Annotated in this window: 18 protein-coding genes and 1 pseudogene; 8 read left to right on the forward strand and 11 right to left on the reverse strand. The window is 59.3% G+C overall.

What is annotated here, in order from left to right:
* Positions 1-5: 5 nt before the first annotated feature.
* The 5 genes from HZ994_02470 to HZ994_02490 all read left to right on the forward strand — a co-directional run bounded on the left by HZ994_02470 (position 6) and on the right by HZ994_02490 (position 11,836).
* Positions 6-3,977, forward strand: coding sequence for a hypothetical protein (locus tag HZ994_02470; protein QTN31240.1), 3,972 nt, complete (start codon positions 6-8; stop codon positions 3,975-3,977).
* Between the two features lie 44 nt (positions 3,978-4,021).
* Complete coding sequence (locus HZ994_02475) at positions 4,022-9,934, forward strand: RHS repeat-associated core domain-containing protein (GenBank protein ID QTN31241.1); 5,913 nt, start codon at positions 4,022-4,024, stop codon at positions 9,932-9,934.
* 125 nt (positions 9,935-10,059) lie between these two features.
* Positions 10,060-10,509, forward strand: coding sequence for a hypothetical protein (locus HZ994_02480; GenBank protein QTN31242.1), 450 nt, complete (start codon positions 10,060-10,062; stop codon positions 10,507-10,509).
* A 322-nt stretch (positions 10,510-10,831) separates the two neighbouring features.
* The gene (locus tag HZ994_02485; protein ID QTN31243.1) at positions 10,832-11,029 is read left to right on the forward strand and encodes a transposase; all 198 of its coding nucleotides are present in this window, start codon (positions 10,832-10,834) and stop codon (positions 11,027-11,029) included.
* A 27-nt stretch (positions 11,030-11,056) separates the two neighbouring features.
* On the forward strand, positions 11,057-11,836 hold the full coding sequence (locus tag HZ994_02490) for a hypothetical protein (protein ID QTN31244.1): 780 nt from the start codon (positions 11,057-11,059) through the stop codon (positions 11,834-11,836).
* Between the two features lie 114 nt (positions 11,837-11,950).
* Here the strand turns inward: HZ994_02490 and HZ994_02495 are convergent, their stop codons facing one another.
* Together HZ994_02495 and HZ994_02500 are read right to left on the reverse strand one after the other, a co-directional pair.
* Positions 11,951-13,042, reverse strand: a complete 1,092-nt coding sequence (locus HZ994_02495; GenBank protein ID QTN31245.1) for a WGR domain-containing protein — start codon at positions 13,040-13,042, stop codon at positions 11,951-11,953.
* The gene (locus HZ994_02500; protein QTN31246.1) at positions 13,039-13,299 is read right to left on the reverse strand and encodes a hypothetical protein; all 261 of its coding nucleotides are present in this window, start codon (positions 13,297-13,299) and stop codon (positions 13,039-13,041) included. Before HZ994_02500 ends, HZ994_02495 begins: the two co-directional genes overlap by 4 nt.
* A gap of 296 nt (positions 13,300-13,595) precedes the next feature.
* Here HZ994_02500 and HZ994_02505 point away from each other — a divergent pair.
* Together HZ994_02505 and HZ994_02510 are read left to right on the forward strand one after the other, a co-directional pair.
* A pseudogene (locus HZ994_02505) lies at positions 13,596-13,883 on the forward strand (hypothetical protein).
* Between the two features lie 198 nt (positions 13,884-14,081).
* Entirely contained in the window at positions 14,082-14,693 is a 612-nt protein-coding gene (locus HZ994_02510) for a hypothetical protein (protein QTN31247.1), read from the forward strand.
* 227 nt (positions 14,694-14,920) lie between these two features.
* On the opposite strand, the gene HZ994_02515 is transcribed toward HZ994_02510, so the two are convergent.
* The 5 genes from HZ994_02515 to HZ994_02535 all read right to left on the reverse strand — a co-directional run bounded on the left by HZ994_02515 (position 14,921) and on the right by HZ994_02535 (position 18,591).
* A complete protein-coding gene (locus HZ994_02515; GenBank protein ID QTN31248.1) occupies positions 14,921-16,441 on the reverse strand; it encodes an AAA family ATPase in 1,521 nt (506 codons plus the stop codon).
* Positions 16,442-16,463: 22 nt separating this feature from the next.
* Positions 16,464-16,760 carry a hypothetical protein gene (locus HZ994_02520; GenBank protein ID QTN31249.1) on the reverse strand — a complete coding sequence of 99 codons (297 nt, stop codon included), beginning with the start codon at positions 16,758-16,760 and terminating at the stop codon, positions 16,464-16,466.
* Complete coding sequence (locus HZ994_02525) at positions 16,757-16,957, reverse strand: DUF2997 domain-containing protein (GenBank protein QTN31250.1); 201 nt, start codon at positions 16,955-16,957, stop codon at positions 16,757-16,759. Before HZ994_02525 ends, HZ994_02520 begins: the two co-directional genes overlap by 4 nt.
* Positions 16,954-17,343 (reverse strand): DUF1257 domain-containing protein, encoded by a 390-nt coding sequence (locus tag HZ994_02530; GenBank protein QTN31251.1) that lies wholly within the window; start codon positions 17,341-17,343, stop codon positions 16,954-16,956. Before HZ994_02530 ends, HZ994_02525 begins: the two co-directional genes overlap by 4 nt.
* A gap of 225 nt (positions 17,344-17,568) precedes the next feature.
* Positions 17,569-18,591: a hypothetical protein gene (locus HZ994_02535; GenBank protein ID QTN31252.1), complete on the reverse strand. Its 1,023-nt coding sequence runs from the start codon at positions 18,589-18,591 to the stop codon at positions 17,569-17,571.
* Positions 18,592-18,697: 106 nt separating this feature from the next.
* On the opposite strand from HZ994_02535, the gene HZ994_02540 reads away from it, so the two are divergent.
* Positions 18,698-18,928, forward strand: a complete 231-nt coding sequence (locus HZ994_02540; GenBank protein QTN31253.1) for a hypothetical protein — start codon at positions 18,698-18,700, stop codon at positions 18,926-18,928.
* A 113-nt stretch (positions 18,929-19,041) separates the two neighbouring features.
* On the opposite strand, the gene HZ994_02545 is transcribed toward HZ994_02540, so the two are convergent.
* From HZ994_02545 to HZ994_02560, 4 genes are read right to left on the reverse strand one after another with little or no spacing between them, the layout of a single operon-like run.
* Positions 19,042-20,214 carry a vanadium-dependent haloperoxidase gene (locus HZ994_02545; protein QTN31254.1) on the reverse strand — a complete coding sequence of 391 codons (1,173 nt, stop codon included), beginning with the start codon at positions 20,212-20,214 and terminating at the stop codon, positions 19,042-19,044.
* The gene (locus tag HZ994_02550; GenBank protein ID QTN31255.1) at positions 20,214-21,521 is read right to left on the reverse strand and encodes a hypothetical protein; all 1,308 of its coding nucleotides are present in this window, start codon (positions 21,519-21,521) and stop codon (positions 20,214-20,216) included. Before HZ994_02550 ends, HZ994_02545 begins: the two co-directional genes overlap by 1 nt.
* 11 nt (positions 21,522-21,532) lie before the next feature.
* The gene (locus HZ994_02555) at positions 21,533-22,783 is read right to left on the reverse strand and encodes a hypothetical protein (protein QTN31256.1); all 1,251 of its coding nucleotides are present in this window, start codon (positions 22,781-22,783) and stop codon (positions 21,533-21,535) included.
* Between the two features lie 24 nt (positions 22,784-22,807).
* A complete protein-coding gene (locus HZ994_02560; GenBank protein QTN31257.1) occupies positions 22,808-25,411 on the reverse strand; it encodes an Ig-like domain-containing protein in 2,604 nt (867 codons plus the stop codon).
* Position 25,412: the final 1 nt, after the last annotated feature.

Here is a 25,412-nt window from a genome sequence, read left to right on the forward strand (position 1 = left end):
GCCCCATGAAAACGCTCCTATCCATCACCCTCGCCTCGCTGGCCTCCGCGCTATTTGCTGCCGCTGGCATCACCCAGACCGGCTCCGCATCCTGGATACGCACAGCCGCTCCGGGCACCTTCGACGCCTCCACTTCCGACAAGCTCGTCGTGGTCGTATCCGGAGAGCACAACTTCGGGGGCAACTACACGGGCGACTGCACAGCCGTCACCTACAACGGACAGGCGCTTAGCCTCGCGGAGAAGCAACTCCCCTCCAATCCTTCGGCGGGAGGCCACGGGCAGACCCATTCCTCAATCTGGTATTTGGACAGCCCGGCCAACTACACGGGTGCTGGCACGATTGCGGTCACTTGCACTGGCAACAACTGGGTCGCCACAGCCATCGGCCTTTCGGGAACCCTGCCGGGCGTCGGCTCCACCGCCAAGGTCACCAAGACCTCTACCATCCAGCTGACCACCACATCCTACGGATCGATGCTCATTGGCGCTGTCGGCATGGGTGGCCAGGGAAACACCGCCAGCCCCTTGCCCGGCGTCACCGCCACCTCGCCCGCCCAGGCAGTCACCATCGGCGGCCTCAAGATCGGCAGCAACTGGGCGGGGCATGCCGTGGCCCGTGCCCTGGTCGACTATCCTTCCACGACTAGTCTCGGCTTCAACACCGCGCTGACCGATGTCGTCACCGTGGGTGCCGTGTTCAAGTCCGCAAGCCCGGCCGTCCCAGCCGGCCCTGTGCCAACCGTGCTCGATGTGGTTCCCGGCCAATCCGTCCAGCTCACCTGGAACAACCTGCTACCCATACAGGGCGGCGATGTGTGGGTGGACGTCTGGATCGGCGACTCTCCCTCGAATCTCACAAAAGTTGTGTCCGCCGATCCCGATGGCCTGAACCTATCTTCCTTCACCTACACCGCTCCTGCACCGGGAACCTACCACGGCAGGATCGATTCATACCTGAACGGCTCTCCCACAGGCACCCCGCACACAGGCGAGGCATTCTCGTTCACCGTGGATGACAAGGGGCTGCTTTCGGAAACATGGATCGGCCTGCGGGCTCTTGCCAGCGTCGAGCTGCTGCAGAAAGAGGGCATCGATGTCCGCCCGCCAAATACTTCTGCACGCATTCTCTCCTCCGGCGTGTCGAACCTGCCGGCACCTGCGGGTGTCCGCCTGCGCGGCCTGCTCACCCCCGATGTCACGGGCGATTACACCCTATATGTTGCCGGTTCGGAAAACTCCTCCCTCTGGTTCTCGTCCGGCGCGTCCCGTTTCAACAAGCAGCGCGTGGCATGGCATCTTGAAACAACATCTGCGAACGAGTGGGGCAAATTCCCGACCCAGAAATCGGCGGTGATCCACCTTGAATCGGGGCAATCCTACTACATCGAGGCCCAGGTCATGAACTCCACGGGCATCGGCCACATCTCCATCGGCTGGAAAGTTCCCGGTGCATCCACCCCTGTCGCGATCCCGGTCGATCGGCTGCGCTATCCGCTGGCTGATCCCGATGATCTCAACGACAACAACCTGCCGGACTCATGGGAGATCGCGAAGGGTCTCGACCAATCCGTTTTGCCCGGAGCCTTGTCCCAGACCGGCGACCCTGACAAGGACGGCATTTCCAACCTCGACGAATACCGCTACGGTTCCGATCCCCTCGTGTCCGAAGAGCTGGCCAACGGACTCACCCGCGATACATGGGCATCACCGGGTATGGGAGGCTGGCCGATCACCTCACTCACCTCCACCCCACGCTTCTACGACATCCCCAGCGAGACACTGCATGTGCCGGGCATCGACGATTCCAGCCGTGGAACCCAATTCGGAGCGCGTTACCGCGGCTTCCTCATTGCGCCCACCACAGGCTCCTACCGTTTCTGGATCACCGGCAACGATGAAGTGCAGCTCTGGCTTTCGGACGGCACCGTGACTCCGCGCGGCGAGTCCCAGCCGCGCTCCGATTCCTTCGGCAAGCGTATGATTGCCTTCAACCAGACTATCATCAGCAACGTGGATTGGGGTCTTCCTCACGATTGGGATCGCACCCCCGCACAGCGCAGCCAGGTCATCCATCTCGTCGCCGGCCAGCCCTACTACATCGAAGCGCTCCACAAGCAAGGGTGGGGGGATTATGAGGATCACGTCTCTGTCGCATGGCAGCCTCCCGGCCAGGCGCGCGCCCTTCTTCCCGCCTCGGTTCTGATCGGAAACATCCCACATCCCCAGGATGCCGGCGATGACGGCCTCCCCGACACCTGGCAAACCGCCAAAGGCCTCACCGAACCCGCCTACACCAGCGTCCAGCGAGGCCAGTTCGGCGATCCCGACGCCGATGGCCTCACCAACCTCCAGGAATACCAATACGGCACCAACCCGAAATCCGCCGACACCGACGGCGACGGTGTCACCGACTACAAGGAACTCTTCCATTACCACACCGATCCGCTCGTCTCAAACGCCCTTGCGCCCGTTCTCGCCGCCGCGCCTGCACCCCACATTTATGCTTCCTACACCGGCGGCTGGACCGCCAACCCCGACGGTTCCCTCTCCGCATGGGATAGGCGCGGCGAAATCACCTACTCCTTCACCCTCGCCGAGGCCGGCGTCCACGAAATCACCCTCACCGGAGCCGCCATCGGCGATGTCCGTTCGGTCGAACGCCTGCCCATCGTCCTTTCCGTCGACTCCATGGGCTCCTTCGCCTCCGCCGAGCTGGTGAGCAACAACGGCGGCCAGGGCACCGTCACCGGCGTCACACCCTGGCTCGCCGCGGGCACCCACACCCTCACCATCCTACACGACAACTACCGCGCCGCCCGCCGCCTGCGCATCGACTCCATCCAGATCCACCGCCTCGGCGGCCTGGACATGGACTCCGACGGCATCCCCGACTGGATCGAGGCGAACGCCGCCGAACTCAACCAGCTCACCCGCGTCCCCGCCCAGAGCCGCACCTCCCCGGCATCCATCGAGGGCGTCACGCAGAGCCTCGACGCAGCCGTGCTCACCTACACGCCCTTCGGTGAAACCACCCCCGTTCCGCTCACCCTCTCGAAATCCGTCAACACCGGCTTCTTCACCGATGTCCCTCTCTCGGAAAACGGAGCCACCGCCGTGGAATCAAGCTTCATGGGAGGCCTCGTGGAAATCCCCGCATCCATCGAATGGATCCCCACCAACCTCTTCGGAACCTATCCCTCCGCCACCCTCCACATCCGCCAAGGCGACTCCCTCCGCCTCGACGCATGGAGCGCAGCCTCCCCGGACGGGCAGCCCTTCACCGTCACACTCGATGGCACCCCGCTCGCCGACGCCAACCAAAGCACCACGCACACCTCCGGCCAGCCCTTCGCCGCCGCCTTCGGAAGCGCAGGCACCTTCACCCTCGCGGCCACCCACGGCTCCGCCACCTCCAGCATCACCCTTGTCGTCCACAGCGCGGATTTCGGTCCGGCGTTCTCCGTCGGCTCCGGCACACCGCGGACATGGACCCCAGCGTCGCTTGATACCCTCTCCGTCGTGGAATTCGACGATCACGTGATACTCCAGGAAACCACCGGCACGACAGGGCCGCGCAAATTCCTCGCAAACGTCAGGGACGCTGGCAACCGCCACGTCCTCGCCCGCCTGCCCGGCGATATCGAGGGCGCACCCTCCGCCATCCTCGCCCGGGGAACCGTCAACGGCTTCCGGATCGCCTACCTCGACCAGACCGATGACGCCGCCGTCGTCACCCGCTACCCGGACGGAACATGGCTCATGTCGGGCTCCATCGTCGCCGTGAACCTACCTCCCGACATCCTCATCCGCCTCCGCGCCCACATCCAGGGCATGCTCTTCCCGGACGGCTCCAATATGATCTGGCTTGACGCCTCAGACTTCGACGCCAACGGCATCGCCACCATCTATTACGAATGGTCAGGCACCGGAGACCCCAAACTCTGCAACCGCCTCCAGCTATTCGTCCAGCCCTGAACCCCGCCCGCCGCGCCTACGAAACACTTCCCAGAACTTCCCCAATGAAACCGACCGCCATCCTCGCCCTCTTCCTCGCCTTCCTCGCAGCGATCCCCGCACCGGGACAGCAGCAAGGCGATACAACCGGATCCGAAAAAACCTACAACCAGGATCCCGATCTATGCTGTGAATGCATAAAAATGAAAACCGAAAGGCAGAAGCCCGATACCAAGGGCAACGTTCCCGTCATTGTCACAGTCACACACACAGGCGCTACGGATTGCCCCGATTCAGTGGATTTCACTGTCTCCGCACACGGCCTCGACGCCCCGGCAGCGGTGCCCGACCAGGACGGCACGGTGGCGGCGGGCCAGAGCGTCACCCTTACATTCTTGATCACGCCCGACCAAAACCGAACTTGCGAGGAATGGGAGTTCACCCTGACCTGCGAGAAGAGCGATTCCTACTGCGACCGCCAGATCGTCACCCTCCGCCCCTGCGGAGGCGACGATTCCTGCTCGGACTGCGATGGCGAATCTGCGGAACCCAGCGCATCCCAGCCTGAGGGGCCGGGCAACTTCGCCTCCGGCGACGGCCCCAGCTCATCCTTGCAGGACGACGATGTCACTTTCTCCGCCACCTTCCCGACCACCAGATCCAACGGTGGCATGAGCGACGGCTCGATGCGTTTCGTATCCCGGGACTTCACCTTCCCCGGCCGTGCCGGACTGATCACGAACTTCTCACCGGACTTCGACACGACCAACAGCCTCGGCGGCATCCTGTCCAAGGTGCAGACAAAGGCGGGTCTTGCGGAGGTCGAGGTCACCGACGGCCCCGGACAGAACGCCTTCACCGTAACCCACCGCGATCCCGTCGGATTCGCGTTCCGCACCACCGTGATTTCCTGGCTCACAGCGGGCGGGGAGCAGACCCTGCGCATGGACTCGACCTACGACGGGACGACCACGCGCCACGAGCAGACCCAGCCACAGCCCGGCACTCTTGTGCTAAAGAAAGGCCGTGTTATCGACAACGAATTCGTCCCTCTTCTCACCGACACCCTGGTCAAGACCGAGTCGAACGGCCTGCGCACCTACCACCGCACCGTCGAGACACGCGCCTCGGGGAGCCACGCATGGCACACGGTTTCCGACACGGAGACAACATGGGAAAAGCAGATCTTCGGATGGATGAAGACCAAGGAAGTCATCCATCCCGGTGGAGCCGCCCTTACCTCCACCTGGACCTACTACCAGCCGGGGGATTTCCCGCCGCCTGAAGTGGGTGTCTCCCCCGGTGGCTTCGAACTCGACCGCGCGGTCGGCCGCGTCCGTCACTTTATCCGCTACGATGGGTACGAGGCCTTCTACACCTACAGCCTTTTCTCCCGTTCTGTCACGACCCCCTACGCGGGGAACCCTGCGGGGAAAACCACCACTTCAAGTTGGGACGCCGCCACCATGACCCAGACCATCACCACTCGTGTGGGCAACCACATCATCTCGAAAACGGTTCGCAAACACGGTCCTGGCAGCACCATGACCGTGGACGAATACACCTCGGAGGGCACAAAGCTCACCACCACTCACTTCTACAAGGAATCCAACATTGACTTTGGCGGGAAATCCGCCCGTGCCGTCCATCCCGACGGAACGCTCACCACCTATTCCTACACCCGAAATGCGGGCGGCGGCTACACCACTGTCACCGACAACGGCCAGGCAAATACCGCAAAAACCGCGGTGACCAAAGGCACCCGCACCACCACCACCCGGAACTCCCGCGGCACCGTCATCCTCAGCAAAACGGAAGCCATCGGCTACACCGGCGCGGCAGGACTCTACTCCTCCATGGCCGTCACCGAAGTGGACAACCTCGGCCGTGCACTCACCACCGCCCATCACTCCGCCGGCCCAAGCGCTGGGCCCTCCGACGAGCAAGCCACCGCACCCTTCCCGGCCTACAATACCTACACCGCCTATTCCTGCTGCGGCGTTTCCAAGGAAATCGATATGTATGGGGTCAAAACCTTCCACGCCTACGACGGCCTCCGCCGCCGTGTGAAATCCAACACCCTGGGCGTCACCATTGAGACCGTCTACGACGGACTCACCACCGAGACACATCGCTACGCGGAAGAGATCGATACAAGCCTCTCCTCCGCCTTAACCGACAACGACATAAACCTCGTCTCCAGTTCCTACCGCAACCTCTCAGGAACCCTGAGTGAATCCGGGTCGCCTGATCCGACCCCGGATCCTGTCCCACCCCTTGCACCCGGTGTGCCAAGGCCTCTCGTGATAACCAAATCCGAAATCACCTACAAGCCCGCCGCCGGCCTCTCAATGCGCGAGGTCACCACCACCCCGGACAATTTCTCCCAGACCACCGACTCCTTCCTGGATGGCCGCCCCTACAAGACCTACGGCTCGCTGTCTCCCGAAATGGAATACGCCTACTCCACCAATCCAACCGGCCAAATCGACACCCGTTCCTACCTTGACGGCACGGCTCTCCGCGAAACCACCACCTCCCAATCCGACTGGGCGGGCCGCACCCTCCGCTTGGATTACATGGGCGGAGCTTACGCCACCATGACTTACAACTCCCTCGGGCAGATGACCAAATCAACCGACCCCGACGGCATCGCCACACTTTACGAATACAACACCCGAGGCGAACGAACCGTCTCCGCCATCGATCTCGATGGTAACGGAGCCGTCACATACGGCACCGACACCGTCCAATTTTCCGAAACAGTCCCCGCCACCGGCACCATCGGGACAACCGGCACCATCGCCTCTTACTCCGGCCCCGTCTGGAAATCGGTATCAAAGGTCTGGCAGGACGGACAGGCGGATTCCGCCACGGGCACAACTGTCTCCACCTCTATCCGCTCCGCCAACGGGCTGCATTCCTCCACCGAATCCATAGGCGTGGCCAGCCCCTCGATCTCTGCCACGGCACTCGCAGGAAACGGCGAATGGATCGTGGAATCCAAGAACCCCGACGGATCGAAGTCCGTTGCATCCTACGAAGCCGGCTTGCTGAGAAGCACCGCCGTCCGGGATTCCTCCAACGCCCTCGTTGACTCTGTCACCTACGGCTACGATTCGCTCAACCGCACCATCTCGCAGACCGACCTGCGCCGTGGTTCCATCACCGCCCTGCCATCCAATTACCTCCCCGGAGCCTATACCTCCATCCTCACCACCTACCTCTCCGACACCGCAGACTACGTGAAATCCACCGGAGAGCCGGTCAACCTGCTCACAAAATACACCTACGACATCCGCGGCCGCCGCATCACCGTGGACGCCCCCGACACCACCGATGCCGATGGAGCACCCCTCGCAAACATCACCAACACTTTGTATAACCCCGACAGCACAGTCCAGGAAACGAATGGTGCCCAAACCTACCGCACCACCCACACCTACGACTACGCGGATCGGATGACAACCCTCACCACCTACGGCACCGCCACGGCCACCACCACCTGGACATACTCACCCGACCGCGGCTTCCTCACCCGGAAGCAATACGCCGACTCGACCGGCACCAACTACACCTACACCGCCGCAGGCCGTCTCGCCACCCGCACCTCGGCGCGCGGCCTGCTCACGGTTTACACCTATGAAAAAGGCAGGTTGGTGAACGTGGACTACTGGAAAGGCGAGGCTCTCAGGGGTTCCTACCTCCAGGCTCTCGCCGATAAGGCGGCAATACTGAATAATCCGAACTCAACACAGCAGCAAATCGACGATGCCGTTGCAGCCGCTGCTGCAGCATACACTGCTGCGAAGGATCCAACCCCGGATGTCGCCATCGCTTACGACGCCCTCAATCGCCCCACCACTCAATCCAACGGCCTCGCCACCTCAGCCTTCACCTACTCATCCACCCTTGCCCCCGATACGGAAACCATCACCTACAACCTCCCCGGCCAAACCGCCTTCACCCGTGTGATCGACCGCTCCCGCGACAACCTCAACCGCCCCAGCGGCTGGAAATATGGCACAGCCGCACAGTATGCGGCGGGTTGGGAGCAGTCCGGCTCGCCCGATCTCGAAAACCAGGCCGCCTACGGCTACGACACCGCCGGCCGCCTCTCCACCGTCAGTGGCGGCGGATTGAATCCGCCCAGCCAATTCACCTACGGCTACGAACCGAACAGCTACGGCATGCTTCGCTCCGTCACCGGCCCCGCCCACACCGTCACCAACACCTGGAACCAATACCGCAACATCCTGCAATCCAAGGAAAACGAGGCGGGCACCACCAACATCAGCACCTTCGCCTACGGCGTGAACTCCATCGGCCAGCGCGACAGCCTCACCACCACCGGCTCCGGCTTCGACGGCGGCAACAACTTCGCAAGCGCCACCGCCACCGGCCCTGCCTACGGCTGGAGCTACAACGCCCGCGGCGAACTCGTAGAGGCGAGCGACACCAGCACCGCCAACAACGACCGCGCCTACGAATACGACGGCATAGGCAACCGCAAAAAAACCGTGGACGGCCTATTCGCCGATCTTGGGACAGCCCCCGTCAACTACACCGCCAACGCCCTCAACCAATACACCGCAGTCCCATCCGTAGCATCCGCACCAACCTACGACCCCGACGGCAACGCGACATCATATCCGGTTCCCAAAAACCCAAGCGCCAACTCAACCCTCACATGGGACGCCGAGAACCGCCTGATCACCGCCACCGTCAACGGCACCACCACAACCTACCGCTACGACGCCGCATCCCGCCGCATCGCCACCACCACCGGTGGATCAACAGTCACGGTCATCTATGACGGCTGGAACCCGATCGCAAAATATGCTGGCACAACGCTCGTGGAGAGTTATCTATGGGGAATGGATTTGTCAGGTTCCATGCAGGGAGCGGGAGGTGTCGGAGGACTACTCGCCGTCAACGACGGCAGCGCGAGCTACTACCCGACCTACGATGGAAACGGTAACGTATCCGAATACCTCGACTCCGCCGGAGCCGTCGCCGCCCACTACGAATACGACCCCTTCGGAAACACCACCGTCGCCACCGGAGCGAAAGCCGCCGACTTCTCCCACCGCTTCAGCACCAAGCCGCTGGACGCCGAGACCGGCCTCTACTACTACGGGTACAGATACTACGACCCTGTAACAGGGCGCTGGCCATCCAGGGATCCGATCGGGGAAAGAGGCGGATTGAACCTGTATGGGTTTGTGGAGAATGATGGAGTGAATTACCTCGACCGGTTGGGTCTTATCGAGTGCCCCGTAAACTGTTCAGGAGCAAAATTGGGGGTGATGAAGGGCGAATTAGGAGGGTTCTTTCACGACCGTCGAGACATAGACAATGTTATCGAAAACTGGAATCCAGGAGATGGTCCTACGAATGGAGTTTCAATGGAGATTAGCTTCGACGGCAAACCGAATCCTGGAGAGGGAGAGTGCTGCTTTGATTCGTTTATGTTTATCCAGATTGTCAAAACGAATGCAGGCCAACAAATCGACGAAACAAAGGAAGGGTTTGCTCTTGATGGAAATAGTCGATCGAACCCTGGCTACCCCAGTGTGCCAGGTAACAAGTACCCTGAGGGTCACCCAAGAGAAGGTCAGCCCTTTGGCGGAATGATAGATGCTCCGAATAGGCCAGATTACTGGTTGGAGGGGTTCGAGGGTAAAGATATTAATTGGCGCGCATGGACGTTCGTTGTGGGCTTCAAGAATGGCTCGGCAAAGTACGGTGACCACCACAAGGGAACAGTTCTTCTCCAGGGAATTGAGTGGGGTTTTGATCGGCTTTGGAACAAGACTTCTGGAAGCTGGGGTAGCGCAGACCCGTTCGGTCCCAAGTGTATTGAATCTCTAGGTGCGAATGGTGTTCCTACGAGTCAGCAGATTGCAGACGCGATTTCAGCGGGGGGAAGGAATGGCAATGGAGGGCAGGGCTATACCGGTCATCAAGGACCTTGACGTACGGTTACGATCACGAAGCCTGTAAACGTGTACGGAAAGATAGCGAGATGATTAAGAATTTGGGGATTCTGATAATTAGGCTGTGTTTGGTCTTGGGAGTTTGTCATGCCAAAGAACCTGAAGTGCCTGACAAGCAGTTCGCTTCATTTCAACGTGAATTTTGTTCAGTTCTTTTCCAGCGAGATTTAGCTAAGTGTGCAGGTTTTTTTGCGGAATTTGATCAGTATGAGAAAATATTCTCCGAATTCGGAACGCCTGACTCACTGGATCGCAATTTTACGCTCGCAAAGTCGGATTTTCTTGATGATTGCAAGAGAGTGATGGATCAGTTGCCCAAAGCTGGTGAGACGCTGCGGGTTGTTAAGATCGACTATAGTGAAGCCAAGATTACCGAGACTGATTCGATCGTGCGGATTTCTGGTGCATTGGTTCATGTGGGGTACGGGTTGAGGCTTGCCCGCTGTACGTTGAGTTTGCCGCCTATGATCATGGTTGAGGGAAAGTGCTCCTTTGTTGAGCGGTTTCAGGGGATGGTTCGCTTTCAGATTCTCGATCCTGAGACCGGCGAGTAAATGGGGTATGAACCGACCACGTAGGTAACAATCATAGGGGTCAGGAGTATCAGAGAGGATCAAGTGGTTTTTTTAGTTTTTTGTAAGGTCAGTTTTTGGACGCAAGGGATCGTGCCAGATCGGAGGATTCGATTTTCTGGCCTGTCTGCTTTGGGATCTTTCCGGCAGTTCGGACGCTGCGGTATGAACGGGTGGAAACGGGTGCGGGTGGTGGCAACCGTAAGCGTCCTACCAAGCGCCTCTAGTCATAGCGCCATTCGGGTCAGGTGTCGCATTGCAACATTTGCCTTGGTTTTGCCGAAGGCGAAGGCAGGATCACCGCATGCCGAGGACGCTGAGACACGAGTATCCGGGAGCGGTCTATCATGTGATGGCACGCGGCGATGGCGGGAAGGCGATCTTCGAGGGCGACGACGACCGGAAGGCGTTTCTTTACCGGCTCGGGCAGGTTTGCGGGAGCCACGGCTGGCGCATCCACGCATGGGTGCTGATGGGCAACCATTTCCACCTCCTTCTCTAAACCCCGGAGCCGAACCTTGTGACGGGGATGAAATGGCTGCTCGGGACTTTCAGCCAGGGCTGGAACGGCAGGCGTTCCCGGCGCGGTCACGTTTTCCAAGGGCGCTACAAGGCGGTGCCTGTCAGCGCTGCGACGGAGAGCCCGCATTATTTCCGAATCGTGGCGGACTACATCCAACTCAACCCCGCCCGCGCCGGTCTTGCGGGAGGCAGCCGGGGGAAGCTCGTTTCCTGGAAGTGGAGCAGCCTAGCCGACTTCGCACGTGGCAAGGGACCCGACTGGCTGATCATGGAAAGGGTGCTCGCCGCCTTCGATCTGGCAGAGGACGGCAGGGGGCGGCGGGCTTACGTAGCGTGGCTGGAGCAGCGGGCAGCCAACTCGAAGGGGGAGATCGATCAGGCGGCGATGGCCGCCCTGCGGCGGGGGTGGTATCTTGGCGAGCCGTCCTTCGTCGACAAATTGCGTTCCCTGGTGGAAGGGAAGCCCCGTCGGGCGACAGGAACCGATCCGGTTGCGAGGTCGCACGATGAGGCAGGTGCCGAGGAACTCGCCAGGCGGGCGCTGGTAGCCGTGGGGCTGCCCTCCGATCCCGCCGATCTCGCAAGCCACAGGAAGGGCGACCCGGGAAAAGTGATCGTCGCCACACTCCTGAAAAAGCACACGTCGGCTGGCAACCGCTGGCTGGCAGACCGCCTCGCAATGGGGCATACCGGAAGCGTGAGCCGCCTCGTAGGGGCGTTCGGCAGGGGTAAGGGGAACCTGGGTAAGCTGGGGGAGCTGGAGAAGCTATTGCAATGCTGCACCTGAGCGAAATGGCGGTTCATGCCATAGCTAAAAAAATGGCGACCACGGAACCCGCTTCCGGGTTCCGTGGCGGCCATCGTTTCATCCGTGATGCTTGGGAGCGGATTTCCCCGTGGATCAGGCAGCAGTCGCCACCATGACTGATTTGTATTTCAGCTGTGCGGTGGTGCAGTCCTCGGCGGGGATGTCCTTACGTTCGCCGATGTAGACGGGCTGGTAGATGCTGCCGCTTTCGCGGTAGGCATACAAATAACGTGTCTCACAGACCTGCCCGATTGCCGGGATCCGGTGGTTCGGCGGGATGGTGACCTTGCCGGCGGGGACGATGCCGCCGCCGTCTTCCGCAAGCAGGCCGAGGGTGACGCTCCGCTTGGCGTTGTGGCCGGTGACGATGAAGGACGCGCTTTCGACGAACTTGAACTTCAGGTGGGTGCCGCCGGAGTTGGGGCGGCCGGGGCTGAAGGGGGCGTCGATCTCCTTGAAGACGACCCCCTCGCTGCCGGTGCGGCGGAAGGTCTCGAACATGGCGCGTTTCTCCTCTTCCTCCATGTGGGTGTTCACGGGGCGGAGGTGCTTGTGCTCGGGATCGAGGAGGGTGATCAGGCCGGCGAAACGGGACAGGTAGGCGTTGCCCCGGATGTCGTGGCCTTTCACTTCAAGGAGATCGAAGGCGTGGAGTGTGTCTCCCACCGCCTCGCCGTCGATGAGGACATCCACGGGGAGTTCCTCGAAGGCGTGACGGATGGGTTCCGGGATGGGGATGAGGAGTCCACGGCGGTTGATGCCGGTGATCTCATCCCCGCGTTTGCGAATCATGAGGCGGCGACCGTCGAACTTTTCCTGGAGGCAGATGGCATCGCTGCCGAGGAGCCGGTAGAGTTCGGATTCGTCAACCGGGTTGAGGAGCTGGCAGCGGATGCCGCTGTCCTGGCCGTCGGCGGTGCTTGTGCGGTCGGGTTGCCTGGACTCCCCGGTGGGGCGGTAGCCTTTCGCGGTCTTCTGTCGGACGAGCTGGTCGTGGATCTTGTTCGCCTCGGCGAGCGTGACGATGTGCTGGGTCTTCCTGCCGGTGGTTAGGGTGCTGCCACGTCGCCCATAGGCGAAGGTGACGATGTAGCCCTCGCCTTCCGGCTCGACGGCGACGTGGTATTCCTTGTCTGAATTGCCCTCGCGGAAATGGAGGGAGGTGCTGGTGATGCTGATGTTCATTTTTTGGTATGGGGTTGGTTGTTGGTTTGGTTCTCGTGGTGAGAGGGGTTGGAAAAGAAATGGCCGCCACGGGGATCCCTCTCCAGGGAGTCCGTGGCGGCCTTGTCGTGACCCGCGCCGCGCTTGGGCGTGTCGTGCGGGGCGGGTCTGTCATGCGGGAAGGAGTCACCGCGCGGTTGGGCGGTTACGGAAGAGCCGGGAATGTCCGGGCTTGTCGGGAGGGAGGAGGCTGTGATAGGCCTCAGGCATGAAAACAACCGCTCAGAAGGTGCTGGACGAAGTCTGCCTTTCCGGGTCGTCTTTTACCCTGATCAACGATGGGGGCGTGTAAGCACAAAACCCGACCGGCCGTTCAATAAGACTGTTAGCAAAGAAGATGAAAGACGAGATCACACCCAGCAATTGCAGGCTTCTATTAGCAGCATTTATTGAGAAAGAGAAGCTCACAGCTCCCAAGATCTCGAAGGCTATTGGATGTAGACACGCAACACTTGGACGGATTTTAGCGGGAACGACCGAGCCGACAGAAGAGTTCATGCGGCAGATCGGCGTCATGATCGGTATCGGATATGACCGATACAGCACACTTAGCGAAGCGGAGAAAGAGAAGATATCGGACGCGATTGGAACAGTTGGAGGTGGGGTTCTCGGCTTTGGCAGTATTGCCGCTGCGGTCAGTGCATCTGGAACTGTTGCTGGTCTTTCGGCGGCCGGTATCAGTTCGGGTTTGGCTGCGATTGGCACGGTTGTCGGTGGCGGCATGATGGCAGGTGTTGCCGTGGCTGCCGCGATACCTCTCGCCGCAGGTGCTATAGGCTATGGCGTCATCAAGGGGGTGAAGTATTTCTTTTCCGAAGCTGAACTCAACAAGGAGGAGATTGACCAGAAATGGGAAGTCGAAAAAGAGGGCTAACAAGACGAGACACAGTAATCGCCACTAGCCGCCTGTTTACATGATCCATCGTAATTACAACCTTTACCCAGCGTCCAACGCTCGCCCTCGCTAGTGGCGGCGCGTGCTCTTTGACGTTAGCCAGAAATGAATATTGTTGAGGACGCGATAAAATCTCTAGCAGACCTTGGGGTTGAAGTCGAAAAAGCGAAAAATCGCCATCGTCGTGAGTTCACAGCCAATGAAGGGGATGATTACAATATCGCTCGAATCTTCGTAGATGGGCTCATTGCCTCAATATTTCTAAAGACGAATAAGCCGATTCAAGGAATAACACCCGAAGGAGAATACCAAATCCTGATCGGAGCTTCATTTGTTCGAACTCATGCTCTACTTCACGACTTGATTCTCGATGGTCACATCATTGACAGTCATTGTCTCCTTCGTAAACAACTCGAGCAACTAGCTCGTCTGCAGGAGTTGGAAACCAAATCGGTATCGCAATTGCGCGGTAAGACCCCGAACATCAAGAATGCTATAAGCGGTATTGCTGGGACAATTTACGGCGCGCAATCGAAGATTGCCCATTTTGCAGATACAGAGGTGGGATATTCATTGCTCGAGACACATAACTTTGATGATCATTCAAGAGTCTCGGCATTACCCTCCTATTCCGAGAACAGTGTATTTTGCATGAACTCTCGTCTGTTTCTAGCCGTTCAATTCGCTGCCTGGTTTGTTGACAAGCTCACTAGATGATACCCATTAGAGAAAATTGAGATATTGTCTAAGCAGCTATATATTGCCGTAGAGTTAACCGTGAAAGCGGGGATCATGAGCAAAAATGAAAAATCCGAATCGGGTCCCGGGGAGTGATTAGCTCCCCGGTCCCACACCACCCTGCGTATGGCTCCATACAGGGCGGTTCCAATCAGACACGGGCATCAGGCCCGTAGTGAACAACGATGCAGTTCGACCGGTGATGTTCAGTTCATTTCCGACATTCGCCTGCTTGGGCGGGAGCCGGTTGCGGTGTTGCTCCGGCTGGCTGCCTCGCGGGCACGCCCCTTCGCCCAGTGGCGGAGGGCGGCGATCTTGCCGTCCATTAGCTGCGCCAGGGGCACGGTGCCGGTGATGGCTTCGAGGATGTGCTTGGGCTTGGGTTCCTCGCCCTCCGCGTAGGCCTCGTGCAGGGCGTCGATGAACACCGCCTCGATCTCCGCCCCGGTGAACTGCTCGCAGGCGCGGGCGAGGACGACGGTGTCGAAGTCGGTGGGCTTGCGCTTGTGCCGGGCGATGACGATGTCCCAGATCTGGGCACGCTCCAAGGCGTCGGGCAGATCGACGAAGAACATCTCGTCGAACCTCCCTTTGCGCAGGAACTCGGGTGGGAGCTTGGAAACATCATTTGCCGTCGCCACGACGAACACCGCCTTGGTCTTCTCCTGCATCCAGCTCAGGAACGAGCCGAAGACACGGGAGGAGGTGCCGCCGTCGGTGCTGCCGCTTGACGAGCTTCCGGAGAAGCCTTTCTCGATCTCATCGATCCACAGCACGCACGGGGCGATGGCCTCGGCGGTCTGGATGACGGAACGGAGGTTGGCTTCCGATTGCCCGACGATGCCGCCGAAGACGCGCCCCATGTCGAGGCGCAGCAGGGGCAGGCCGAAGGCTCCGGCGGTGGCTTTCGCTGTGAGCGATTTCCCTGTGCCGGGGATGCCGACGATGAGCAGGCCTTTGGGTGCGGGCAGGCCGTAGGCTTTCGCGGATTCGCTGAAAGCCCCGGAGCGGCGTTGCAGCCATTCCTTGAGCAGGCCGAGTCCGCCGATGTCCTCCAGGGATGTGTTGTTTCCGACGACCTCGACAAGGCCGTTGCGTTTCAGCGTGTTCGCCTTTTCACGGGAGACGACGCGGTGGTCGATTCCGTTGGTCTCAACGACCGAGAGGGCGAAGGCGTTCTCCGCTTCCGTGGTGGTGAGGCCGAGGGCTGCCTGGACGGCTGCCTCCCGCGTCACCTCATGGACATTCTTGAGCTTCGCCGACTTGATGATGCCATCGAGCACGGTGTGCAGTCCGGCAGGATCGGGCAGGTCGAAATCGACGTGGGTGATTTCGTGTTCGAGTTCGGCGGGGAGTTTCAAACGGCAGCCGAGCAGGACGATGGTGTGGCCGTTGGCCTTGGCGATGCGGAGTGCGTCCTTGATGCGGCGCACGAGCATGGGGTCGCTCTGGTCGAGGTGGAGCTGGAGATCCCGGAGCAGCACGACGTGACGTGGCTTGTCCGAGGCGAAGACGCCGTCCAGGAGCTGGAAGGCATCGAGTGGGTCGGGGCACGGGGTGACCCGCCCTTCCTTCACATCGGCAAGACCCTCGGTGGAGGACCAGGCGAGGAGTTTGCGTTTCAGGGAAGTGCATGCGCCGGCGATTTCCGCTTCGGCACGCGCTTCCTCGGAACTGATGATGGCGAGGCCGGGGTATCCGGCACGTAGGTAGGTGGTGAGGTTCATAAGTTTGGATTGTTGGTGGTTCTCAAGGACGGCCTGTGACCGGTTTGAGGTTTGGCAATGTGCCGGTTGGTCTCGGTGGTTCCGGATTGGGTGGGCCGAGGTTTTCATGTTCCCAGACGAGGCACGCCTCGCGGGAGGGATGGCAGTGGAGGAGCTGGCCGGATGAGGCGCAGCGGACTTTCCACAGTTGGGTGGTTTCACAGAAACGGATGTCCGTGGCCCGGACGACATGGAGTCGCCCGAGCGCACGGAGATCGATCGCTTCGGTGTAGAGGCAGTCGATGTGACCGCCGGGGTTGAAGCGGAGGGTGGCTTTCATCCCTCGCCTCCCAGCTGTTGTTCGCTGCGGAGGAACTGGGGTCGCCAGAACTGCGGCTTACGAGTGCGCTCCCGGGGTTTCCCGAGCGCATCCTCAATCGCCTTGGTGGCGGCCTCGCAGCCTTTCCCCTGGAAGCCCTCGGCCTCGACGCTGATTTCCCCTGTAGGGGAAACGCGGACAAGGATCTTGCGGCTCATAGCGAACCTCCTTCCAGGGTGAGCAGGACGGTGCCGTCGGCCTCGATCCTGCGGGTGTGGCGGAGGCCGCGCGTGGCGGCTTCGCGCACGGTTTTGTGAACTCCGTAGGATTGCAGCAGGCGGCCATAGCCGCTGCCGACTTCCTTGGCGACGTGTCCGTCCCACCAGTCGGTGGTCAGGCCGTAGCTTCCGGGGTTCCCCTTGTCCGGCTCAACCGCGATGTCATACGGGCCCTTGAGCTTGATGACGTGCGGTGCGGGTCGGGTGATGCCGGCGTAGCCCCGGCACTGCGTGTCTGCCAGGAGCTGTAGGCCGAGTTCGACGGATGCGTCGCGCAAGGCTTCGAGATCCCGGATCTGGGTCTGGATGGTGGTGAAGTGTGACATTGGTTGTTCGTATTTGGTTGGTTGTTGATAGAGGGAAACGCACGAAGGGCGGCCCCTGGTGTGGAGCCGCCCTTCGCGCGGATTGGTCGTTGTGTTTTGGCAGTGGAGTTAGGGCGGGTGGTATCGTTGGAGGTAGTGGTTTTGGTAGTGGTGGTTTAAATATCGGGCTGGTGAGGGCGGGGCAATGTGACGGGAGGTGTAATTGGCTGGCTGGGTGGATTTGTTTCAACCAACCGCCGCGAGCCTGCGCGATCCCATCTGGCCGAATCGGGAGACGAGTTCGCGGGCGTCGCTGCGGGCGAGTTGGACTGCGTTTTCGCGGAGGCGAGCGAGGCCTTCGGTGAGGCTGCCCATCGCGGCGCTGTCGTTGCGGTAGTCCTCCGCGCTGCGGGTGAGCAGGTCGCGGCGGAAGCGTTCGAGCGTTTGCTCAAGCTGCTGGTCGCCTGCGAAGTTCAACGAACGGAAGCTGTCGATGAACGTGGTGAGCCGGTTCAGCGTGCGCTGGTGGACTCCGTTCTCCGATCCGTCGATGGTGGCGAGAACCTCTCCGGCGAGCCGGGCGGTTTCCTCACGCATGGAGGCGACGCTCTCACGGATGAAGCTGTCGAGGTCGGACTGCAGGCGGCGCGATGCCTCCTCCGCGATTCGGCGGCGGTCGTCGGCGACTTCGAGCCGTTCCATGCCGTCGGCCACTTCCAGTCGGATGTGGTCGGGGGCGGCGATCTGGAACAGACGTGTCTCGAAGGCGAAACGCTTGGCGATTTCTCCGGCTGGTGGGAACGACTGCTCGATGGTGGCGATCAGTCGTTCGGCGCTTCCGTTGAGGTGGCGGGCGGCTTCACGCCACTCCTCCATCGCGGCATCACGCAGGGGCGTGTAACCGGCGACGAAATCGAGCGTGGCCTCACGGAACTCCTCGCGGAGCTTGTCGAGCTTGTCGGTCAGGTCGCCGAGCCGGGGGTTGGGCACGAAGCGTCCGATGCCTCCCAGGAAGGGGAAGCTCGATGACTCCACGGCTGCGTTTGTACGCGACTCGATCAGGGCGAATGCCTGGAGCGCGTCGCGGGGGATGAGGCGTTTATGGCCGAGCTGGATGAGCCGGTCTGAGACGTGCGCGGGATCAAGGCCGAGGTCTTCGGGATTGAGCCGCTTGCAACCCCGCCAGTAACGGACGGAGGTTGCGACAAGGACTCCCCGGCGGCAGATGCCTTCGAGGAGCGTTTGGTTGGTATATGGTGTTTGGTTCATGTTTTCTATTTTGGTTGGGGTTTTTGTTTTTGGGGAAAATGAAACGCCCGCCTCGATCACGTGGATCGGGCGGGCGTTGCGAACAGAGAGTTCTGGTAGAGGAGATGTGCCCAGGGGGCGGGCGGAAAAGGACGAATGCCTTCCTGTCGCTACCTATCCGGAAGGCCTCCGGCTGAGCCGACTGATGGAAGTCGTCGACGAGAGATACGAGAAATCCGTGACCTTCCACAACGGTTCATCGACAGGCATGGATCTTGGCGATGTGCTCGCCATCAGGAGTCCTCGGACGAGGTACGTATCACGAGCGGTGTGGTGTTGGGTCGGACTGGAGCGCTGAAAAGTAATTCTAGGTCGAAGTCGGCAGCTATCCCAGCGCTTTCGGAAGCGAGGTCACCGCACGTGAGTTTTATCGTGTGATCTGCGGGGGGACTGTCTACGTTTTAGGTAGGATCAAGGCTCGCTATAGTGTGTCACGACCCTATCCGCAACTTTTCTTCCAAGTGCCAATCCCTCCCTGTTTGATGTAGGGAAATGGATGCCGCCGTATATCCTGCTTTGACCGCACTCCGCCGCGATTTCATCAAAACTCCCGAACGACCGAATCACTCCCGGCATGTCCGGGTTCGTGACTCGAATAAGTTCCGAGGGCTTTCCGAGATATTTGTCGAGAACCCGGGAGGCGGCACCGCTGAACGTGCTGTGCCCTGACACGTATTCCGGATGTGAAGGCGAAGGGAGCAGGGATTTCCAGTCTGTGGAAGCCACCGTCAATGTATTGCGGTCATCAATGCTCTCGTGGATCGCGGACTCCGGTCTCCAGAAGCGGTAGAAAAATTTGCAATCCCACGCTGCGATTCCCGCATCCGCCATTGCAACATTCAGAACTGCAAAGACCTTTGCCTTTTTGGAAATGGAAAACCCTTTTCCGGCCACTGATTGGCTCGCGATTTCGTTCCACCTTCCGGGAGGAGTATCCGTGTAGCTGAAGTCTGACCAGAAGCGTGCGGTTTCCTCCTGATCCTTCGTTCTTTTTGCGGAATCTTTCCCGCCGAGATCGCGCACCAAGGCCACATCTTTGGAGTATGCTTTGCTCTCCAGCGCGGGCGGTGGAGGTGGGCGGAATGCATCGGCGGAAGCGATCACAAACGGCTTCACGTTTTGCCAGTGTGGCAGCTCGGGAGGCCGGTTATTCGTCGTCCTCTGCCAGATACCTGCCGCCAGTTCCGGTTTGTAATGAACTGTTGTATTGGCTCCATCATCGGCGCGGGATTCCAATATTTTCTCCGCCTCTTGTTTTGCGAGTAAGAAAACATCACCTTTCGCAGCTGGGAATTCGGTTAATAATTTTTCAAATCCGACCCTGTCTCCGGAAAAATAAGTGGTGCAGACTGTATACGCCGCCGCGCAGGCTGCGGATTCCTCGTTGCCTTCCCCGGCTGACTCCACCGCCCGCCAGATCGTAAGGTGCAGGATCGCGAGATTTCTCGCCACCAGACAGGGTGGCATCGCCTGCCTTCTGATCGCATTGCGAAATTCCTGATTCCAACGCTCAATCACCCGGGATTCGTCTCCTCCGGCAAAAACTGGGAGCAGCAGGCAAAGTAAAACGGCCAGTATTTTCATCACTCGCGTACAACTCCAAATCTGAAAAACTGCTGGTCGGGGGCATTCCCGTCAATCTTCGACGAGAACTCCTCGGAGAATGAGGTGCTTCTGCCTGTGAACCCTGTTGTTGTGGTCGCAGGAGTCCAATCTTGGAGGTTTGTGCTGGTCTCGATCAACAGGGCCACTCCCTGCGCTTCACGGGAAACGCCATATTTCAGCTCGGCGGTTCTGATATTGCCGTTGTAGATTAGGCCGGCTTTGGGTAGCGCAGCACTGTCTGTCGCCTTTGGATTACTGCCGAGTAGATATTCCAGAAGATTGGACATGCCATCTCCATCCGGATCTTGCTGCTCGCCTGCGGTATTTGGGTCAAGCAACTGGTTCGCGTCGAAAGAAAGCGCCAGCCATTGTGAGAAAGTTACCTTGGGAACAACACCGATGTTTGGAGCTGCATTCGGATTGCGTGAAGCTCCGATCCTATAGAATTGCACCGGTGCGGCGACCGGATCGGATTCGACGGTGAGTCGCATCTGATCGGTCAGGCTGTCGATGCTCCCCGCGTTTACCGGTGCGACAGTCTCACGCTTCCACAGCTTCAAGTCTGCGGAAGTCTCTATCCACAGATCGACCCCTTCGATGTCCTTAGCTTGCGGATAATCGAAGCTGAAAACAAAAGCCCCTGGCTCCGGTTCGCCTGATCCATTGGTTTCTAAGCGCCTTGCAAGGCTCTGGATCGCGACGTTTTTCCCATCCGGCGACAACGGATTCGTGGCGAACAGGAATTCCATCAGGTTTGAATAACCGTCACCATCCGGGTCTTTTGAGTCTCCGACAATCTCCGGATTGGATCGTTGCTCCTCAGTGAAACGATCCTGCCGCCAAACCTCCAATGGATGGTAATACACAGCCCCGGCTATACGTTGTCCGGCGGCGTTGGTGAAAATCAGGTTCTCTATCGCGAAGGACGGGCCACCTTCCGGAGAGTTGGCCGATAAATTCAGAGGAATGGAAAGGATGTCTGCACTCGGAAGAAGGGCATTGGTCGGCGAGTGAATGACGATCTTGAGCGTGTTGCCCACCGAACGGCTGTCCACCCTGTGGCGCTCCATTCCTTCTCCTGCGGAGGCGGATCCCGGTAATGCTTGGCTTCCGGGGATTTTCAGGTCGAACTGCATTCCCACGATTGCCCGCTCATTGACGATTCCCACATCTGCGGAAACCTGTGTGTTCGGGGAGCCGCTTGTATTCTTCAAGACAAGCGTATCTCCGGAAGCACACAAAGTGGCTCCTAGAAGCAAAGTCCCATGACGTAAGGCGGCAATCATTGGGCTAGTAGTTAGCGTGTCCACACGTCGACGCGGCTGGCAACACCAGCAGGAATGTTCACCTGCACGCTGCCTTCGGAGGAGCCACCTGCCGAGTTGTCCACGGTGAAGTCAAAGGTCTGCTTTGATCCGTTCTGCGGTGTCACGACCGCACGCAATGGGACGGAAGTGTTGAAATCCTTGACGATCACTCTCACAGTTTGGGCTTCGGTAGACCCGGCTGGGAAAAGCACGAACACAGGATCAATCTGGGTGTCGGAGATGATTTCGGTGCCCACCTGCTTGATCCTCAATATGGGAAAATTTGGCGGGAAAACCACCATATTGGAACCGAAACTCGCGTATTGTGCGGAAAACCCGTCATTGTTGATCAGTTGCAATGCCCCTCGGTTGATTGCATCGATACGAATTTTACCCATACCGCCGCCGCTTGGCCCCTGGCCGTTGGCCGCTGATATCCGGATATCTATGCTTCCACGAATTTCTGGGGCAACCAGCCTAACTGCACCCCCGCTTCCTCCTCCGAAGGCGGGAGAATTGCCGCTTTGAGTTCCAGATCCTCCATTCGCCAATACCACGCTGTAACCATTGGTTGGAAACACTATCCGGGTATTTGAAGCAATGACAACCGCCCCACCGCCTCCACCACCACCCCAACTATACTGCAGGGTTTCAGTTTTCCCCCCTCCACCCCCAGAACCGCCTATGATCGGTATGAGCAATGCGTTTCCGTATATTGCCCCACCTGTAACGGACTGATTCGTATTTGCAGGACGATTGGAGTACCCGGCAGCTCCCCGGTAAGGTAGTTCATTTGGCTTGTTATCCCATGGGCCAGAGTCCCCCGTCCAACCCCAGGCTCCCCCGCCAGGACCCGCACCATCGCCCGGCTCCGCGCCACCTTGTCCACCATCGAATCCTCCGGGTCCGCCGGCACCACCTGCAACGCCGACACCTCCAAAGCCGGAAACATCGATGGACGGAATTCCATTCACTCCGGTGAAAGTTACATCACCAGTCGCCAAAAGATAAACAGGAGTATTCGCTGAGTTCTTGCTAAATTTGAGAGTTGCGCCGCTTGCAATCGTGATTGTCGTGCAGTGAAAAACCCCGTCTTCTGGCAGCTGTAGAGTCGTGTTGGAGGTAATATTCATCGGACCATACGAGCCATTGCTGCCCGAGTCGAATTGAGCCATCGCGGTTCCGCTGGCTAATGCCGCAGCTAGCGCTGATGCCATGATAAGTTTTGGAGTATTCTTCATGATTGGTTTCCTTTGATTTTAAAACTAGTTGTCGCGCTGGACTTTGACGGGAGGTTTGGCCAAGAGGATGGAGCCGGGCACTTCGGGAGTATCGTAGTTGAAACGGAGCGTGTTAACAAAAGGGGTAGATCGGAAAAAACTCCCGAGGTCACCGTTGGCCTTGGCTCCGAAATTCAAGGCTGTGATTTCAGGATTGCTTCGTACCGTAGTGAGCATCCCATTCCCTGGTTGGCCGATGTGCAGTGCGGTGATTTGAGGCGATTGGATTAGGAAAGGATAGGGACGACTCCGTGGATCCAGAGGATTACTGCCAGCGCTGACTTCGGCTTCATCGCTCCAAGTATCGTCGTCGGTGTCCGCCTTGAAGCGATCTGTCCCAAGAACGAACTCGCGGGCGTCCGTGAGACCGTCAAGATCGCTGTCCTCAAGGCCGTCCGGAATACCGTTTCCATTGGAATCGGTTTTTGTCGGATCGGTGCCGAGGAGGACTTCCAGACCGTTGCTCACGCCGTCAACGTCGAAATCCTCGTCACCATCCAGGATCCCATTGCCATTGGTGTCCGTCTTGGTTTTGTCGAGCCCAAGCAGGCTTTCCCAGTCATCAGCAAGGCCGTCGGCGTCATCGTCCGTCAGCGCGAAGACCCGGAAAGAGGCGTTCAGCGGCGATGCGAGGCCGTTGCCTGCTGCGTCGGTGATGTTGCCCGTGACATTGAGGATGTAATTTCCGGGATTGAGAGGTTGGACGAAACTCAGGAAAGCTGTGTTCGTTGATTCACGGTAGCTCGCTTTTGCCAATACGGGCGTTCCTCCGAGGGTCACGGTCAGTCCGCTTGAAAGTGTGTCTGCAGCCATTGGCTCATTGAACCTCACCCAGGCCTCGTTGATCGCCCCTACCAGACTACCGGAGACGGGCGAGCTGGCGACAACCACCGGAGGAGTCGCATCCCGTGTCAGTGTCAGATTAATCAAGTTGGTCCAAGTGGAATTGCCACCGGTATCGGTCGCTTTAGCCCGGATGGTGAATATCCCGCCGCTGGAGGAAATCGAAGGCGTCAGGAAAGCGAACTCGAAGGGATAGTTCCCGTCCGTCGATCTCAAGGCACCGTTCACGTAGAATTCCACGTTGCGGACTTGTACATCGTCCGTGACGGAGGCGCTCAGGCGCATTCGTTTACCTTCCTCCGCCATTCCACCCGCAAGATTGAAATTCGAGGAAAGCGCGATTGTTGGCGCGATTCGTTTTGTATCGAAATCCAGGTAATTAAATACCTGCAGCCCCCTTTCGCTATCAGCGACATAGGCGAGGCCATTGTAGATCGAGAGGGATCTTGCCAGGCCGGGAGTCTCAAGGGTTGCCCGAAAAACCGTGCTCCTACCATCCGTGCCAACGTCATAGAGGCTGATATCGTGCGCTCCAGCTTGGTTGAGGTTCGGTTCTGTGGCGGCGATAGCCAATCCTGAACCATTGGCAACGATCTGCTTCCAGCCGAGCTGGCCGTCCACATACTGACTTACCAACTGGGGTGTGGCTGGATTCGCCACGTCCATTATGTAGTAACCACGTGAGTGGGTGCAATAGGCCGTTTTACCGTCACAAAAAAGACGGAACGGCAGGTTCAGCCCCCCGCGCAACAATCCGCTGAGTGCAACAGTGCCCGATGCGACCGTTCCACCATTGGTCAGGCGATATATCCTCAGGGAGGTGGAATCCAAGAGGTAGAGCGTTTCCCCGGCTATCTGGATGTCCTCCGGAGTGCTGCCGCCGGTTTTCAGTCGAGAAGTGACCACTCCCGTGGCCAAATCGATACCCACCAATTCCCCGGCTCCCGTGCCGACATAGGCGGCCACGCCGTCACTGGCCACCGCCGTGACTACGGCTCCCAATGGGATCTGCCGTGTCAGACGGATACTCTGGGGATCTCCCACATCAATGATCGCCAGGCCTGCCTGCTGATCCGCCACACATACGAAGTCCCCCGCGGAGGCGACCGCCACCGCACTCCCCGGTGTATCGACATCGAGAATCCGGCTCGGGCTCATCCCGCTGAAGACATTGAATATGGAAATACCGGATGTGCCCATCGCCACGGCGGCAATGTTGTTCGAGGCACTCACATGCAGGGCACTGCCTGTAGTGGGGGCGGAGGCGATGACTCCGGCTGCCGCAACAATCCCATCAAGTGGATTTGTTCCCTGACGGACTTCAGCCCCATCGGAAATTCCGTCGCCATCTGTGTCGGCTTTCGCGGGATCCGTACCAATGATCGCTTCAGCCTCTGTGGGTAGTCCGTCACCGTCCGGGTCTCCTGTGCCGGTCAGGTAGCATTTGATCTGGGGAATCACGAAGCGCTGACCGTTATCCGGCGTCTCAAAGGTGCGGATCCCATACTTGAGTGTGGTAGTAGAGACGCAGGAAAGTCGGTAAACCGTATTTGGTGCGAGCACCACGTTGCTCAACCCTGCGGAGGAGTTGTAAGTTCCCGTGCGGGCGACGCGGTTGGTGATGGTTTCTTCCAGTTTAAAGATCAGAATGCTATTTCCCGCACTTTGCGCTTGGAGGCAGTTGCCGCAGCACAATAATACTGCTGAGTAAATGGCAATGGCTAGCGGGGCATATATACGATTCATG

The sequence above is a fragment of the Akkermansiaceae bacterium genome, from assembly GCA_017798145.1.
Lineage (GTDB): Bacteria > Verrucomicrobiota > Verrucomicrobiia > Verrucomicrobiales > Akkermansiaceae > Luteolibacter.